The 15304-nt window shown below is 43.6% G+C and carries 18 protein-coding genes and 1 riboswitch; of the genes, 2 read left to right on the top strand and 16 right to left on the bottom strand.

Annotation, left to right across the window (positions count from 1 at the left end):
- Positions 1–2 precede the first annotated feature (2 nt).
- Positions 3–668: a potassium channel family protein gene (locus BMW59_RS11340; protein WP_093051918.1), complete on the bottom strand. Its 666-nt coding sequence runs from the start codon at positions 666–668 to the stop codon at positions 3–5.
- Between the two features lie 64 nt (positions 669–732).
- Positions 733–884: riboswitch (cyclic di-AMP (ydaO/yuaA leader) on the bottom strand.
- A 189-nt stretch (positions 885–1073) separates the two neighbouring features.
- Between BMW59_RS11340 and BMW59_RS11335 the strand changes: the two genes are divergently transcribed.
- The gene (locus BMW59_RS11335; RefSeq protein WP_093051915.1) at positions 1074–1571 is read left to right on the top strand and encodes a hypothetical protein; all 498 of its coding nucleotides are present in this window, start codon (positions 1074–1076) and stop codon (positions 1569–1571) included.
- A gap of 362 nt (positions 1572–1933) precedes the next feature.
- Here BMW59_RS11335 and BMW59_RS11330 read toward each other — a convergent pair whose 3' ends face one another.
- The 3 genes from BMW59_RS11330 to BMW59_RS11320 all read right to left on the bottom strand — a co-directional run bounded on the left by BMW59_RS11330 (position 1934) and on the right by BMW59_RS11320 (position 4966).
- Positions 1934–2629 (bottom strand): OmpA family protein, encoded by a 696-nt coding sequence (locus BMW59_RS11330; protein WP_093051912.1) that lies wholly within the window; start codon positions 2627–2629, stop codon positions 1934–1936.
- A complete protein-coding gene (locus BMW59_RS11325; protein WP_093051909.1) occupies positions 2622–4448 on the bottom strand; it encodes a MotA/TolQ/ExbB proton channel family protein in 1827 nt (608 codons plus the stop codon). Before BMW59_RS11325 ends, BMW59_RS11330 begins: the two co-directional genes overlap by 8 nt.
- Before the next feature lie 158 nt (positions 4449–4606).
- On the bottom strand, positions 4607–4966 hold the full coding sequence (locus BMW59_RS11320) for a DUF4363 family protein (protein WP_093051907.1): 360 nt from the start codon (positions 4964–4966) through the stop codon (positions 4607–4609).
- Positions 4967–5074: 108 nt separating this feature from the next.
- Between BMW59_RS11320 and BMW59_RS11315 the strand changes: the two genes are divergently transcribed.
- Complete coding sequence (locus BMW59_RS11315) at positions 5075–5938, top strand: DUF421 domain-containing protein (RefSeq protein ID WP_093051905.1); 864 nt, start codon at positions 5075–5077, stop codon at positions 5936–5938.
- 151 nt (positions 5939–6089) lie between these two features.
- On the opposite strand, the gene BMW59_RS11310 is transcribed toward BMW59_RS11315, so the two are convergent.
- From BMW59_RS11310 to BMW59_RS11255, 12 genes are all read right to left on the bottom strand, one after another.
- Positions 6090–7229 (bottom strand): baeRF3 domain-containing protein, encoded by a 1140-nt coding sequence (locus BMW59_RS11310; protein WP_093051903.1) that lies wholly within the window; start codon positions 7227–7229, stop codon positions 6090–6092.
- A gap of 356 nt (positions 7230–7585) precedes the next feature.
- A complete protein-coding gene (locus BMW59_RS11305; protein ID WP_093051900.1) occupies positions 7586–8146 on the bottom strand; it encodes a maltose acetyltransferase domain-containing protein in 561 nt (186 codons plus the stop codon).
- An 84-nt stretch (positions 8147–8230) separates the two neighbouring features.
- Positions 8231–8992 carry a hypothetical protein gene (locus BMW59_RS11300; RefSeq protein ID WP_093051897.1) on the bottom strand — a complete coding sequence of 254 codons (762 nt, stop codon included), beginning with the start codon at positions 8990–8992 and terminating at the stop codon, positions 8231–8233.
- Positions 8993–9049: 57 nt separating this feature from the next.
- A complete protein-coding gene (locus tag BMW59_RS11295) occupies positions 9050–9361 on the bottom strand; it encodes a hypothetical protein (protein ID WP_093051894.1) in 312 nt (103 codons plus the stop codon).
- 211 nt (positions 9362–9572) lie between these two features.
- Complete coding sequence (locus tag BMW59_RS11290; RefSeq protein WP_093051891.1) at positions 9573–10040, bottom strand: nucleoside deaminase; 468 nt, start codon at positions 10038–10040, stop codon at positions 9573–9575.
- A 164-nt stretch (positions 10041–10204) separates the two neighbouring features.
- A complete protein-coding gene (locus tag BMW59_RS11285; protein ID WP_093051888.1) occupies positions 10205–10552 on the bottom strand; it encodes a four-helix bundle copper-binding protein in 348 nt (115 codons plus the stop codon).
- A gap of 196 nt (positions 10553–10748) precedes the next feature.
- Complete coding sequence (locus BMW59_RS11280) at positions 10749–11675, bottom strand: ferritin family protein (protein WP_093052193.1); 927 nt, start codon at positions 11673–11675, stop codon at positions 10749–10751.
- A 195-nt stretch (positions 11676–11870) separates the two neighbouring features.
- Positions 11871–12440: a manganese catalase family protein gene (locus tag BMW59_RS11275; RefSeq protein WP_093051885.1), complete on the bottom strand. Its 570-nt coding sequence runs from the start codon at positions 12438–12440 to the stop codon at positions 11871–11873.
- A 21-nt stretch (positions 12441–12461) separates the two neighbouring features.
- Positions 12462–12728 carry a spore coat protein CotJB gene (locus BMW59_RS11270; protein WP_093051882.1) on the bottom strand — a complete coding sequence of 89 codons (267 nt, stop codon included), beginning with the start codon at positions 12726–12728 and terminating at the stop codon, positions 12462–12464.
- Entirely contained in the window at positions 12725–12958 is a 234-nt protein-coding gene (locus tag BMW59_RS11265; protein WP_093051879.1) for a spore coat associated protein CotJA, read from the bottom strand. Before BMW59_RS11265 ends, BMW59_RS11270 begins: the two co-directional genes overlap by 4 nt.
- A gap of 125 nt (positions 12959–13083) precedes the next feature.
- Positions 13084–14271 (bottom strand): cation:proton antiporter, encoded by a 1188-nt coding sequence (locus tag BMW59_RS11260; protein WP_093051876.1) that lies wholly within the window; start codon positions 14269–14271, stop codon positions 13084–13086.
- A gap of 151 nt (positions 14272–14422) precedes the next feature.
- A complete protein-coding gene (locus BMW59_RS11255) occupies positions 14423–15238 on the bottom strand; it encodes a MerR family transcriptional regulator (protein ID WP_093051873.1) in 816 nt (271 codons plus the stop codon).
- Positions 15239–15304 lie beyond the last annotated feature (66 nt).

The raw sequence follows: 15304 nt of genomic DNA, 5'->3' as shown, positions 1-15304 counted from the left end.
TTTTACAACCCCTCGTCTTCAAAACGATCAAGATCGTTTGTATGCCCCATCACAATAAGAATATCTCCTTCCCGTATCTTATCATCCGGATCAGGCGCAATATTCATCTCTTTTCCGCTTTTAAACGCGAGGATCGTCACGCCGTAATTTGCACGCACATCTAGCTCTATTAATGTCATGTTATGGACTTTTGATGTAGCAAGCAGTTCAACAATACTATAGTCATCAGCTAAATCAATAAAGTCAATAATCTTCTCTGAAGACATATTATGGGCAATACGCTTTCCCATATCAAACTCAGGATGAACAACGAGGTCAGCGCCTATTTTATCGAGTACTTTTTGGTGATAAGCGTTCTGCGCTTTTACCCATACAGTCTTTACTCCTATTTCTTTAAGAACAAGAGTCGTTAAGATGCTAGCCTGGATGTTGTCCCCAATAGCCACCACCACATGCTCAAAGTTACGGATTCCCATACTTATTAAAGATTTTTCGTCGGTACTGTCCAGTTGTACGGCATGCGTAGCAAATTTAGCATATTCATTTACTTTATCTTCATCTTTGTCGACGGCCAATACTTCGTGTCCCATCTTGAATAGCTCTTTACAGACGCTGCCTCCAAACCTTCCCAATCCAATTACTGCAAATTGTTTTTTAACTTTTGACATTTGATCCACTCCTTTGACATTAAAAAAACCATTACAAAGAAATGGTCTAATAGAAATAGACCTTTCTCTCTTGAAATGACGCTTACGAGGTTAGCTGTCGGATTAGGGATCGAGAGTATCCCTTCTTATGGAAAAAAGATTCACCCCAAGACAATTACAAATTGCCAAAATTGGTTCCCCCGCACTGTCTAACAACAGTTTCAGCGAACAAAAGGCGTCATATTCGGTTTTTATAAATTAGAATCTACTCCTGGCGGGGTTAGTTGTCAATACAGAAATTAAAACATTAATAAATCAGAACATTCCAATATTTACATCTTAATTATATTGTTATAGGTAGGGTCTTTATGTTTTTTTAAAGCATATAATTCACTAAAAAAACCGTTTTAAAATGGGGGGATCAGGATGGTGGATTTTGGTTTTTTTAGAGGGTTTGTGACAAGCATTAATGACTTTTTGACGGGGCAAAATGCTGAAAATGAAGGTTGTTTTAAATTAATGACGGTCGAGGACGGCACCGGTGCTATAGTCAATTTCGTGGTCGCTCCCGAGACGTATGTTGTAGACCAGGAAATTATTGGCGTCGGGGACCGGGTCACCGGCTACTATGACCGAAATGCACCCGTGCCCTTAATCTTCCCGCCGCAATACCGCGCCCTTGTTATGGTTAAGGAAATACCTGGTGTAAACGTTAAAGCAGACTTTTTTAAATCACAGCTAGTGAGCAGCGACGGCATGCTCCAAGTAAATTTAACACCCTACACACCGATCCTTCTGGCAAACGGCCAGCCTTTTACCGGAAATCCTGCCAACCGCAACCTCATTATCATTTATGGTCCGTCCACGCGAAGCATCCCTGCCCAAACCGTCCCTTACAGAATAATTGTCTGGTGTTCTGAGTAATGTTAGTGGTTTTTAGTAGAGGGATAGGTGCAAGTTGAGGATTGGGGAGTAAATGTAGGGGTTGTCTGGGGATTTGGGTGGTCTGGCAGTGAATGAAGTGGTCAATATCGGAAATGAGTTGTGCTCTCAGCGAAATTTGCACTCTTTATCGGCGAAAAATGAATTCTATCGGCGATTTTGCACCCTCTATCAGCGAAAAACGGATTCAATCGGCGAAAACTCCCTCTCTATCAGCGAATTAGATTTATTCTAATTATCCCTACCAACATATCCTACCCTCCACAACCTACAATCAACCTAAAAACTCCCACCCCTCTCCTTCCATCCAAAAGGGGCCTTCTTCCAAGAGCCCCTTTCACATCCTATTTCCCCTCAAGCAGTTCCCGCGTTTTATCTAGAATCTCTTCGTCCTTCAGGCGGAATTTGAATTCTACACGGCGCGACGCTTTGGCGCTGTAGTTCCCGTCTTCATCGGTGCGTCCGACCGAATGAGACTTTCCGTTGACTGTCAACTTTTCTTTTAAAGCTGGCTGAATATTTTTATAAGGAAAGTCATCGCTCAGCACATATTCGGCCACGCTGAATGCCCGCTCCTGCGAGAGGTTCAGATTATATAAATAGCCGCCGTCCCGGTCTGCGTGCCCTTCAATAATAATCTCGGAAATATAGTTTTCATAGCCTTTTTCAAGCAGAACGTCTAAATAAGCAGGGACAAATTCATCGAGAAACTGAAACGCCTCCGGTTTGAGAACCGTGTCGTCGTATTCGAACAGGATATCGGTATTAAAAATGATTGCGCCTGTCTTTCCATCCACCTCTATCCCAAGGCTGGAGTCTCCGAATTCTTCGTTTAAGTCCTCGACAATGTTGACTCTTACCCCCATAATCTGGTCGATGGTCCGCTTCATCTCTTCAATCTGGAAAGATTTAATGACCATCATAATGATAAAAATTAACACAAAACACAGTAAAATAATTGTTAACAAATCAGTGAATGCCGGCCAGAAATGCCCTTCCTCCTCCTCGCCTTTAAACAGCCGCCGGTACTTACTAATCATTGGTGCCCACTCTTATCCGCTGGGGCTGCCTGGCCGGTTCCTGGGAAAAGGAGTGAAGCAGGCGGTTCAAGGTCTGGAATTCCTGCTGCAGATCCTGGATGGCCTGCTGCATCACCCGGATATTTCTCTGCTGGCTTTCTTCAGAGATGTCGCTTATTTGCTTAAATTCTTTCTTGATCGCCCCGTTCATATCCATCACGTAGTCGCCAATGTTTCTGCTCACTTTATCTAACCGGTCCCCGAGTGTTCCTTCGAGACTGGACACATATCTGGAAAGCGTCTCTTTAAGTACCTCGACACTCGCTTCGAGCTGATTTTCCCGCTGCATAAACTGGTCGGTCATTTGACTGACGGTCCGGTTAATTTCCCTGATCATCTGATTGTTTTTACTGCCGATATCCTCAAAAGTGGATGACGCTTCATGAAGCTGTTTTTCAAATTCAGCGGAATCTCTCGCATGGGCTTTTATATGCTGGTTGAACTCCTGGTTAAACTGCTTTAGGTCGTCGAACCGGTCTGTCAGAAGATGCTTATATTCTGCCTGGGTCGTATTAATCGTTTCCAGTGCCTCAGGCAAGTGGCCAATGGCGTTTCCGAGCTTATCAAAATCCCGGGTCAGCTCCCTCAGCGACGTTTGAATGCCGGAAAGCTTTGAACTCACATCTGTACCGAAGATTCCTTTAAACTGTGTATTATTTTCTTTCATGAGCGTGACCAGTTCGCCGCTTTGTGCATTCATTCTTTCAAAAGATCCGTGGGCGGCTTCCTGCCTGTCTGCCATGGTTGAAATGAACGTTTTCCAGTCTTCCACCGACTCTTCAAAATGATTGAGTGCTTTGATCTGGGAGGTGGAAAGTTTCTCTATCTGCTGGTACGTATACTGGAACGCCTGCGACATGCGCTCGTTTCTCTTATCCATTTTTGAAAAATAGGCAAATAACTGATCAAAGTTGTTGTTCAGCTTTGTGACCGCCGTCCCGAAGCCGTCGGTCACTTTTTTTATATTTTTAAAAAGAACAGTAAATTCCTTAAGGTTCTCGGAAAGCCCCTTATTAAACTTTGCCAGATCCTCAGCTGATTTTTGCAGGCCGACCGTGTACTCCTGAAAACCGTGAAAAGCCTTTTCAATGTTTTGAAGCGACTGCTGGTTTGTCTCCCTGAGCTCGACGATGGATGAATTAATTGTTTCTGACACCTCAATCAGGCGGGACATCGGGTCCTGCTCATTCTCTTCGAGGTGGGACTCCGTTTTTAACATAATGTCTGTGAGCAAATATTCCGTGTTGGCGACACGAAGCAGAATAGTCATGATGAGCGAGAAACCCATCCCGGTAATACTTGTGTAGAACGCCACGTCAATTCCCGCAAGGACAGCCGCCACGTTTTCGACGAGCTGGTCCCCTGTGGAGTCGATGCTTCCCAAGGACATGGTCAGCCCGATAAATGTCCCTAATACGCCAATTAAGATGAACATGGATACGGTCATTTGAATCATCTTAATAAGGCTCACGACAGGTACGTTGAACACCCGCCAGCTGGAGAATTTCTGCTCGACGAACGTGTCCACTTTCACCGGTTCTTCCTGTTGTTTCTTATCAAATTCGAGTTTAAAGGTGCGGAGCGGGTCAATGTCCAATGAGTCTGACATGTGTAAAAAATGCCGGATTCTTTTCAACCTGCTGAACAGGGTGAGGTGAACGAGACACGCTATAGCAAATGACACAAACAGCACCATGAAAATAAATTCGATGACCTGATTAGACAGTATCGCCTGTGCCTGCTGTTCACTCGTAAACAGTTTTAAAACAGCTTCCACCACAAAGACTTCCCCCTTTGGACTTCCGGCCTGATTGATGCCGGCTAATTTGCCCCTCTTGTCTTAATTAATGTTATTCGCCGGGGGGACAAATCATGTTTCCGAAATGGGGGAAGCTTTTTTGAACTAGGGCCAATGGGGCTGATGCACCTTATAAGCCTTTATAAATTATAAATAGAATAAAGCTGGCGTTTTATTTTCTTTATCCCCAGCTTACTCTCTGAATCATCCTCTTCATTTATATTTTCGATGAGTAATTCAAACTCCAATTCAATATCATGTATTTGGCTCAACTGCCCTAACATAAATAATTTCCACTTCCGCTGTTCAAATATTTTTTCAATATTAGTCATCTTTGATTTGGCGTCCTCCCATTTCCTCTCATCAATCTCCTCGTATAGCGCTCTGATCTCCGTAAACAGGAGCTCATCCTTCTCTGTTATAAAAATATCAGATGTACTGCAGCCGGATATCAGGATGACGAAAATAATTAAGGCTGGTATCATCAACGTTTTATACACAATTATTCCTCCTTCAACTCACAATCGGCACCTTTATGTATGTTTCCATTTAGTTTGCCCGATAATGGAAAAATAGTACGTCAATGAAGTAATTGGGGTGTTAAGGTAATGACTGAATTAGGAACGGTTGTGATCAGAGGGGTTATAGGCTTTTTTCTCTTATTTTTACTGGCACGGATTATGGGGAAAAAACATATAACCGATATGACCTTTTACGAGTATATCGTCGGGATTGCCATAGGGAGCATCGCGGCGGAAATGACGTTTGGAACCGAAGTCAGAATATCCAATTTCGTTGTTGGAATGGTTCTTTGGGCGTTATTTCCAATGTTTATTTCCCATATAGAGTTAAAGTCCTTTCGTTTTCGTACGCTTACTGAGGGAAAGCCTGCGGTTTTAATTGAGAATGGCGTTATTTATGAAGACCGGTTGAGGAAGGAAAGTCTGACGGTCGATGAACTAATGATTCACCTCCGTCAAAAAGACGTGTTCAAACTGGACGACGTGGAGTCAGCTGTGATGGAGAAAAACGGCCAGATAAGTGTCTTGAAAAAAAGCAATGCCCAGCCGGTCACATCTAAGGATATGGGATTGACGGCGGAGCCGGAACACCAGCCTCGAATCGTCATCGTGGACGGCAATGTGATGGAGAAAAGCTTAACCGACTTTGGATACGACAAAGAGTGGCTGAAAGACGAACTCGGAAAGCAGGGTGTAACCAGTTTTTCAAATGTTTTCCTCGGCCAGATCGATTCCAGCGGGAACGTGTATATCGATTTATTCAATGATAGGAAGAAAATGCCACAGGTCAAACAAAAGCTTTTAGTCGCGGCAGATATTAAAAAGCTTCAGGAAAGTTTAAGAGCCTTTTCCATACAAACAGAAAACCAGCAGGCCAAACAGACATATTTGAAGCAGGCAGACCAGCTGGATGTGTTATTAGATAACTTAAGTACTTATATAAAAGAGTAAAAGCATCTGCGCGTGTGGGGAGGCGGCACATGGAAGGAACAAGAACATTTACAGCTCTCAGGCAGGTATACCTGCCTGAGAGCTGTTTTGGTGAGGAGCGTTATATTAGGGTTGGCGAGGAAACCGCCAGCCCTTTTTCAGACGTTATTTCTTACCTCAGCACCGCCGCTACACCTGTCTTGCTCGGCATTCTTTCTTTTGGCAGGACGACAACATTGGCTTTTTTCTTAAAGGCCATTTCAGTCAAATCACCGAGAATGTCGCCATATTGATCCTCGTTCGTATCGGTCACTGTGATTTCTCCTGTGGCCTGGTCGACGCGTCCGGGAATGGTCCGGCCGTCTTCTATTAGAATGGCAGCGATCCGGTTTTCGACAGCTGCCTGGGCGACTTCTTCCAGGTGCGGGGAGCCCGATCCGTTAGCTTTAGCTGAGGCATAGGTCTCTGTCAGCTTTTTTGTTTTTTCCAGGTAAATGGGCTCGATGATTGCCCAGACTTTCTCTCTCAATTGTTTTTCTGCAAGAGAATCAAACGCACTGCCTATGCCTTCCTCCATTAAATAAGGGTTACTGCTCAATTTTTTAAAAATACCGTGGTGTTCTTTTAAGGCTGTGAGAATGAGCGGCTTGCCGGAAGGTTTGGAATAATTCTCATACACGTATTTATCTACATATCTGAAAAACTTTTCTGTGTCTTTATCAATTTCATCTTTTTTCGCACCTTGCCCGAAAAACTTTGCGGAAGAGCCAGTGTTCCCTGACTTGGACAAGTAGGCTTCCGTCCGGTGGTCGCCTAATACTTCTTCTTTCGTAAGTGGCACATCTGAAGGCAATACAACTTTCTCGAATCCGTATCTGTTGCCTTCATAAAGGCGGAAAGTGTTTTTGTTCAGGCCAAGGACCTGATACTGGTCAGCTGACTGATATACCCGGATGAGGGGATTAATATGAAGCCTCTCCGCAGCCACAGCCAGCTCTTTTACAGGGCGCGGGATTTTGTAGACGACGCATTGGGTGGCGGAAGCCAGTATGGCAAGGCCTTCTGAGGTCGTGCGCCAAAATTCTTTATCTTTTTCAATCTCTTGAAGAGGTTTAAGAAGTGTGTCTCGGTCGGTCTCTGAATAGGCCTCTTTCAGTGCCCCTTGGAGCTGGCGCAGAAGTCTTTTAAATACAATCGGGTCTTGCTTGTTTTCCGGTGAATGCCGGTGTGTCGGCTGGTAAAGAGAGATAAACGGTGCCTCTGACTCATAAATGATGTGATGTGGAAATTCGTTAACGATTTCGTACCTCATTAGACGCCACCACCCTTTAGTCTTTTAAATATTTGCCGCTGTCAGGCGTGACGTTTTGCGAGCGGCCCGCCCGGTTAATCTGAAAAAACGCGGGATCATTGGTGAAGATTGAGGGGGCGTTCGCATAGCTTTTTACTGTCACTCTGAACAGCTTATATACGCTTTCATTATACTACAGAAGCCTGTTACCGTCGGCGTTCAGTCGGAAAATTATTGTTTTTGTCATAACTAAAGAGCATGTATTTTTCGCACATGCTCCTTGGCTGATGGGCAGCTCGTTTGTTAATGATGGCTGAGTGTTTTGGGAGAGTGGTTAATTTAGTGATATACACTAATCGATTCGGTCCAGGGCGTAATCAGTTTTCAATTGTTTTAATTGGTTTTGCCGGGTTTCCGCCGACGACGGTGTTGGGCGAGACATCTTTAGTGACAACGGCACCTGAAGCAATCACCGCATTATCTCCTATAGTGACACCAGGGTTTATGATCGCTCTTCCGCCGATCCATACGTTATGTCCGATTGTCACAGGCTTTCCGAACTCACGGCCTGAATTTCGCTCTTCGGATTTAAGAGGATGCGTGGCGGTATAAATATGGACGCCTGGTGCGAGAAAACAATTATTTCCCATTCTCACTTCGCATACATCAAGAATGACACAGTCGAAATTGGCGTAAAAATTTTCTCCTGTGTGAATGTTATAGCCGTAATCACAGCGGAATGGCGGCTCGATATGCATGCTTTTAGCCGCCGAGCCGAACAGCCTTTTTAAAAGAGCTGTGCGCCTGGCCTCATCTGATTCATTCGTTCCGTTATAGATACGCGTTTGCCGCCTCGCATGCTTCCTGTCCTCCACGAGTTCCGGGTCTTCCGGGTTATACATCTCCCCGGCAAGCATTTTTTCTTTTTCTGTTTGCATTCTGCACGCACCTCCAAAGTAAATTTTAACGTCCTTTAACTATACCAAATACTGGGGGGTCTGACCCCCCAGTAATTTCCATAATCAAAAGAGGAATCCGCCCGCTCCCCTGGCTATCACTTCGGTTGTCGTTTTGAAGCCCCCTTTTTTGTAAGTATATTCATCGATATGCCTGTAAATAGCTTGTTCACCCATCTCGCTGAATGAATAAAACTTAACTGTGATTTTATTTATTCCTTTAGTGACTGAAGGAGTAAATGAGCAGGGCTTTTGCTTATCCCATGTTAATTCTGCAGCCCAGGGTGCTTCCGAAACCCACTCTCCTTCATTTTTTTCTGTTTCCCAATTCAGGCAGCTACTGTCTATAATTTCGTGTGTGCTCCAATTTAGCCCGTGCCACAGCGCGCCATATTCAAGGCACTCACGTTCAAGAAGCGAAGCTGTTATATAAGATTTTGCCGTGCCGTCAAGCATCAATGCCTCCACAATATGCCGTTCTGTCCCTGGCTGCTGTTTATATGGGTAGGATGTACCCGGGTAGGTGTTCCACTCCGGCAATTCGGCCTTCATTCCCTTTTTCTCCGCACGAATGAGGCCATTGCCATTCAGTCCTGCCCGATACAGATAAGCTTTCAGAGTGTACTCCGGCTTTAACGAGATATCAGATAAACTGTTTATTAAGGCCTCTGGGTTATAAGGGGCCCGGCTCCAGCCATCAGGTGGATTGGATGGCACTTTTATTTTGCGGCGGATTCGGTTACGGAGGCGGGTGACCTGGGCGGCAGTAAAATAGGTCACGATCGGCCGATTGCACCTCTTATTATCACTGTTTTGGCAGCTCATCATTTTCAGTTCCTCCTTTTAAGTCACTTTGAGGGAGAGAATGGGTGCTCTTGAAGCAGGTCATTTGCCGGAAAGCATGGCAATAAAAAGAATGCCTCCGACCATGAGACCTGTAACTAATCCCATCAGCCCGAACAGGGCAAATCCAACAATGGGGAAGGTTAAAAGGAACGTAAGGGCACAGCCAGCCCTCTGAATTTTTCGGCCCGCCATTTCTAGACGATTTTTCTGATTCTCCTGCTTTTGCCGCTCATTTTGCCATTGCTGGTGAATGTCTTTCCAGTTATTAAGTTCCTTCCCTGTAAAAAGGTTTTCTTTAGTCCAGAAAGCTCTTTTAAAAGGATTCCAAACTGTGTTTTTAGACTTACCCATGATGGAAGCCCCCTCCTTCTTTCATTCACTAACTTTAGTTTACTTGGATCAGTGACACCCTCTGTCAGTGAATGAATGTTCGGAAGAAAAACTTTGGGAAATGGATTTGTCGTAAAGGGGTGGTTCACAAAGTGGATTTTCACTTAGGAATTTTTCACATAGGGGTCAGACCCCCCAGTAATTTCCAATATTAATTCCTGGGGGGTCCTGGTTAAGATTGGGGCTGCGAAGCTTGGTTGGCCCATAAGGTTATCGGGTTGTCTTTTCCTGCTTCCAGCGGTATTTGTTTCATTACAATCTGCCGCTCTTCGTTTGGTTTGGCAAGATCTTCATAAATAATTTGAGGTTTTGTAAAGCCCGCCTGAACGCCTTCCTCGATAGACGAACAGTAATATATATTATTTATTCCCGCAAAATACATTGCTGCCAGGCACATTGGACAAGGTTCTGCACTTGCATATAAGGTAGTGCCCGCCAGGTTATTAGTCTGTTCTTTTTCCTGGAGCCGCCTTATCGCAACAATCTCTGCATGGCTCGTCACGTCATAGACCTTATGATTTTCATTAACAGATTCTGATACTATTTGCCCGTTTCTAGTCATCACTGCCCCGAAAGGAGCCCCTCCCTGTTTGACATTCCGGACTGCCAGATCCACCGCTCGCTTCATGAATTCATTCATAAAAAACGCCTCCTTATCTTGACTGCCTTAATTAGTATGTCTTTTATACTTAAATTCACAAAGCGCGTTTTCACATAGGGGTCCACATAGGGGTCAGACCCCCCAGTAATTACCAAAAAGGCAGATAACAATTTGTTATCTGCCTTTTTATCTGCCTTTTCGTATTACATTGCTGCCATTTTACGGCATTCCTCTGCGCATTGGCGACAGATGTTAGCACATTCCTGACAATGGGAATCTTTGAATTTCGCACATTCTGCAGCACATTCTTCACAAATAGTGGCACAAAGCTGGCAAAACTGTTTTGCATATATGCTTCCGCGTGACATCCATTGTGAGGCCATAGAACAAATATCAGCACAATCCCTTAAAATATTGATACAGTGGATTCTTGCCTGTACGTCAGGCTCCTTGAGGCAAGATGTTAAACACTCCTCACATGCTTGCGAACATTTATTGCAGGCATTAATACATGTTTGAAATTGCTGGACTGAAGAATCAATAACTGGCATAAATAACTCCTCCTCTTCTTTGATTTGAATTCATTTTATTTTTTTCTAAATATCCTTATTTATGTTGGAAAAACAGGCCAATTTAATTTAAAAGTTAATTACATTTGGGAGTGAGCAACAGCGAAAAACACCAGAATCATCTTCCTGGCGTCAGTGTGAAGAGGTGATTCCCTTTTCCCGTGTTTCCATCTATCCCTTATCCCCTTGCCAACCCTCTCTCAAAGGCAACCAGGTGGTTTCGCGAAGCGTTCCGAAGCTGCGTAAACACAGTTCTCAAATCTGGCGGTAAGTCATAGGATAAAAACTTTTCATACATCGCAATGTTGTCTATTTCTCCTTGAACCCCAGCAGCATAGGCGTCTTTTAATGTACCAGGAGTAGAGACGAATAGTGAGGCGTTATTTTCAGGAACCGGCACCTGATAGCGTTCAAAGAGTGTCAGCAGGGCATTTATATGCCTCATTTCTGCTTCTTTAATTTGAGCGAACGTGCGCACATAGCCGAAATTCCCGAGTACATCATCGTATCTTGCTTGTGCCAGATATTCGTCTTGGATTGCATAGGTCAATATCTCAGGCAAGGTTAGTTCGGCGGCATTTAAGGCACCTAAAGCCCCATAAGTTTCAATGTCCTGCCGTTTAGAATGGCGTTGAGGTTCCACTTCCTTCTGTTTTCCTGAAAAATATAAAAACCATACAGCATGATTTTGCTCATCAGCCGCAGCGCGGCGGAATATTTCCCTAATAGAAGAGTCATGAACCTTATCTGCGATATCTAAATAAAAATCCACCGTTTCCTGTTCATCTTTAAATGCAACATCCAGCCCCTCTCTGTAAGTATCCGGACATTCTTCAGTGATTTTAGCAGTGGGCTGCCTTCCTGTTAAGCTGGTATAAATTTTAACAAATTCTTCATAATGCCTTATTTCATCCTGGCGAATTTCCATGATCTTGTTTCTTATATTCTGTTCTGGCGCCATTTCTGCTATCTGTTCATAACACGCTACAGCACTGTATTCGCCATTTATTGCTTTCTGAATATCGTTTACTAATTGGTCGTTATTTGCCGTCCGAAAATGGTCTTTTTCATATGGCAGGCCATTATAATAATAACTAAAATCCATGGTTAATTGTCCTCCTGTTTCAATTCTCACCTTATCATATGTATAGTAAACAGGCGGCTGTGCATGGTCCATCACCTTTTGATGCCGGTTCATCTAAACTGGAAGGACTATTTTAATGCTCCCTAAAAACCACGAGTGAAAAATAAAGACTCGTGGTTTTTAATCACATATACTTTCAAAGGGGGGGGAGCGGCATTAGAATATTTTCTTTCTATCCCTGTCTTCTTTTAAAATTTCAACAGCTTCACGAAAACGTTGTGAATGAATAATTTCTCTTTCCCTCAAAAATTTAAGGCTGTCATTAATATCCGGATCGTCGGATTGATCAATGATCCACTGGTACGTTGCTCTGGCTTTTTCTTCCGCAGCAATATCCTCATAAAGGTCAGCAATCGGATCGCCCTTCGCCTGAATATAGGTGGCTGTAAAAGGATTTCCCGCCGCATCAGTGTAAAATAAGGCCCGGTCATGGTTTACATAGTGTTCTCCAATGCCGGCTTCTTTTAATTGTTCAGGAGTAGCATCCTTTGTTAATTTGTAAATCATTGTAGCGATCATTTCAAGGTGGGCAAATTCCTCGGTACCAATATCAGTTAAAAGCCCAACAACTTTGTCAGGGATGGTGTACCGCTGATTTAAGTAACGAAGGGCTGCAGCTAATTCTCCGTCTGCTCCCCCGTATTGTTCAATAAGAAATTTCGCAAGCATTGGATTACATTTAGATACTTTAACTGGATATTGGAGTTTTTTCTCATACACCCACAAATGTACATCCCCCTTTTTTCACTATATTTGCCAAGGCCAAGGTGGATCATCCCAATTCCACGGGTAGCCGCTGTAGCTGTTCCCATATTGCTGAAGCGGGCCAAACTGCTGTTCAAACTTCTGCTTCAGTATTTGTCTTGCATGGGCGTTTTCATTAAATTGTTCAATAGCCTCAAAGTCATCAGGATGAGTATCCAGATAAAGGGTTAATTCGACTAATACAAAATCAATTGCCTGAAGTTCTTCCATCATTTCATAAAACTCTTTAGGTAATTCCTTTTGACTCATTGGCCGCCCCCCTTCTCCTTTTCTTCCGAACCATAATAAGGATCATAAAACACTTTCCAGAGGGTACCTGCAAACAAGGCTTGTTTCGCGTTAAACTGCGGCAATTTTTCCGGCTGAAAACCGACGTATAAATTCGGCGGTGTAACATAAGTTTTAACTCGTATGGAAGGACACGGATCAAACGGACTGACGTAAGGCCGGTATTGTTTTCGCAGCGTAAATTTGGCCACTCTTCACTCCTCCTTCATTTACCAAAACCACTATCACCTTATTCTTCTTACAGTTTGTCTGATGACAAAAAAACTGACCAAATAAATTGATCAGTTTTTCCATAAGAATATCTTTAAATATTTAATCAGCCAAGCAGCTTTTTTGACAGCGGATGAACGCCAATACTTTGCACGACTAGTGAAATAAGCACGACAGCGAATGTTAGGGAAATAATTAAATCAATGCCATCGGCGCCAGTTGCTTTTAGAGATAAAATCAGGAATATAGACACAGACCCTTTCAAACCGGACCAGCTGACCAGCACACATTCGCTCATACTCATTTTTTTATGCCAGACAGGCAGAAGCTGTGTGGCGCCTGCGATCACTAGCAGCCTGACAATAAGTGAACCTGCGAATACGAGAACAGCAAGTCCCCAATAGTTGAATATTAGATAATCGGCAGCCAAAATTCCTATTAACAAGAATAAAAGTGAGAGGATAGAGATTTCAATTACTCCCCAAAACCCGTCCAACGCTTCACGAAAATGCGCTTCCCGGATTGCCCGTCCAAACTCGAATGAGAGCATAATTCCGGCAAAAACTGTTGCGAGAACGCCAGATACTCCAAGAAATTCTGCGAGGTTAAACGACCCGTATGCCAGAATGATACTCAGCATGACCTGGTATTCCTTATTATGAGTGTAGTGTATGGCCTGGCTGAATAACCAGCCAAACACCCCACCTAAGGCAATACCGCCTAATGAGACATACAAAAACTCTCCGATAAACGCCATAGGAGAAATACTTTGAGTCTGCAAGTATATCCCCGAAATAAACGTAAACAACACGATGCTTGTGCCATCATTCAGCAGGGATTCCCCTTCAACCACATCTGCAATTAAATCATCATCTGCTGATTTTTTTAATACACTTACGACTGAAACGGGGTCTGTCGGAGTGAGAATGGCTGCCATTAATAAAGCACCAATAAAGGGTATTTCTATAAATGGCAGACTGACCGCGTAGATTAAAGTTCCCAGTAATAACACAGTTAAAAGGATGCCTGCCGTTGACAGAAATGTAATAATACCGGCATATCTTTTAAAATCAGAAAAAGGAAACTGATAAGCAGATACAAACAGCAGCCCCGGTAAAAAGACGTGGTAAATGATTTCTTTTGTGACACTTATTTGTGAAAAATAAGGGACAAAGAACAGCCCTATACCAATAATTACTAATATAGGAGGTACCGGAAAATTCTCCTTTTTCTTATCAATAGAGAAAATGATATAACCTATAAACAGTAAAAAAACCGTAATCGAAACTGACATAGCTGCCCTCCATGTTATCTGGCTCGCTTTTCGCAAATTTTATTTTACTATAAAGTTATACCGCTTGGGAGAAGTTATTAAACGTTTGGGGGTCAGACCCCCCATTAATTACCAAAAACCCCTTTCATCTGAGAAAGGGGTGACACTTAGTTTACTTGCTGGGTTTCTCTACGGGCACTTGTAGTTCTGTGAGCCAGTCTTCTTTGCTGTCTTTGTTCCAGATACCGTCAATGTAACTTTCGCGCGGATGGCCGGTAGCAGTATAACCGTTGTCTTCGATCCATTTGAAGACGTAGGCGTAGGCTTCACCCAAGTGATTGTAAGGACCTTTATGCAGGACAGTGACCGCCTGGACGCTGTCAATTTTCTTAAAAGTAATAGTATCTGTGTCTGTCCCGAAGCTTTCTACGGCTTCGCAAAACTCCACCTCAAAATCCTTTTCTTTGTACTCGCCGTCCAGGTATACAATGAATGAGTACTCCGGTTGTGCCAGCTTCAATGATGGATTGGCTGCTGTGACTTCCTCCCCGATCTTTGGCACCAGCTCAAAGTACGCGTCATAATTCGGCACGCGCATTTTCTTTGAATACACAATACATTCCGGCAACTCCTTAATTACTGCCTGATAACTCATACTAAAACCCCTCTCCTGCTGATTTTTAAAATTTTTGATACGAGAGAGCTTGTCGGCTGCGGCTTTGATTTCTGCTTCTAATTCGGCTTCTTTCCTGGCGAGTATTTGTCCCAGTTTATCTCCGTCCTTCACATGCAAAATGTCCTCGATGGAAAAGCCCATCTGCCTCAGAGCCACGATGTGGTGAAGCTGAACCAGCTGGTCGGTCGTATAAAACCTGTACCCGTTTGTCTCATCGGTATAAGCCGGCTGCAGCAGCCCGATATCATCGTAATATCTGAGAGTCTTAACAGTCGTTTTCGATATTTTTGAAAATAGCCCGATTCTGTACACTCGCCTTCCCCCGCTTTCTCTCGTTCACATTAACAATAAATTCTCCCCTAACAGGAGAGTCAACAG

It is taken from the genome of Salipaludibacillus aurantiacus (assembly GCF_900111295.1).
Lineage (GTDB): Bacteria > Bacillota > Bacilli > Bacillales > Salisediminibacteriaceae > Salipaludibacillus > Salipaludibacillus aurantiacus.
This window is presented reverse-complemented; position numbering and strand designations above follow the sequence as displayed.

Coding starts and splice junctions, on each gene's coding strand:
- BMW59_RS11295 (WP_093051894.1), bottom strand. CDS start 9,361: ATGGGTAAGTCTAAAAACACAGTTTGGAATCCTTTTAAAAGAGCTTTC.
- BMW59_RS11305 (WP_093051900.1), bottom strand. CDS start 8,146: ATGCAAACAGAAAAAGAAAAAATGCTTGCCGGGGAGATGTATAACCCG.
- BMW59_RS11300 (WP_093051897.1), bottom strand. CDS start 8,992: ATGATGAGCTGCCAAAACAGTGATAATAAGAGGTGCAATCGGCCGATC.
- BMW59_RS11330 (WP_093051912.1), bottom strand. CDS start 2,629: ATGATTAGTAAGTACCGGCGGCTGTTTAAAGGCGAGGAGGAGGAAGGG.
- BMW59_RS11270 (WP_093051882.1), bottom strand. CDS start 12,728: ATGAGTCAAAAGGAATTACCTAAAGAGTTTTATGAAATGATGGAAGAA.
- BMW59_RS11285 (WP_093051888.1), bottom strand. CDS start 10,552: ATGCCAGTTATTGATTCTTCAGTCCAGCAATTTCAAACATGTATTAAT.
- BMW59_RS11310 (WP_093051903.1), bottom strand. CDS start 7,229: ATGAGGTACGAAATCGTTAACGAATTTCCACATCACATCATTTATGAG.
- BMW59_RS11260 (WP_093051876.1), bottom strand. CDS start 14,271: ATGTCAGTTTCGATTACGGTTTTTTTACTGTTTATAGGTTATATCATT.
- BMW59_RS11335 (WP_093051915.1), top strand. CDS start 1,074: ATGGTGGATTTTGGTTTTTTTAGAGGGTTTGTGACAAGCATTAATGAC.
- BMW59_RS11340 (WP_093051918.1), bottom strand. CDS start 668: ATGTCAAAAGTTAAAAAACAATTTGCAGTAATTGGATTGGGAAGGTTT.
- BMW59_RS11280 (WP_093052193.1), bottom strand. CDS start 11,675: ATGGATTTTAGTTATTATTATAATGGCCTGCCATATGAAAAAGACCAT.
- BMW59_RS11290 (WP_093051891.1), bottom strand. CDS start 10,040: ATGAATGAATTCATGAAGCGAGCGGTGGATCTGGCAGTCCGGAATGTC.
- BMW59_RS11315 (WP_093051905.1), top strand. CDS start 5,075: ATGACTGAATTAGGAACGGTTGTGATCAGAGGGGTTATAGGCTTTTTT.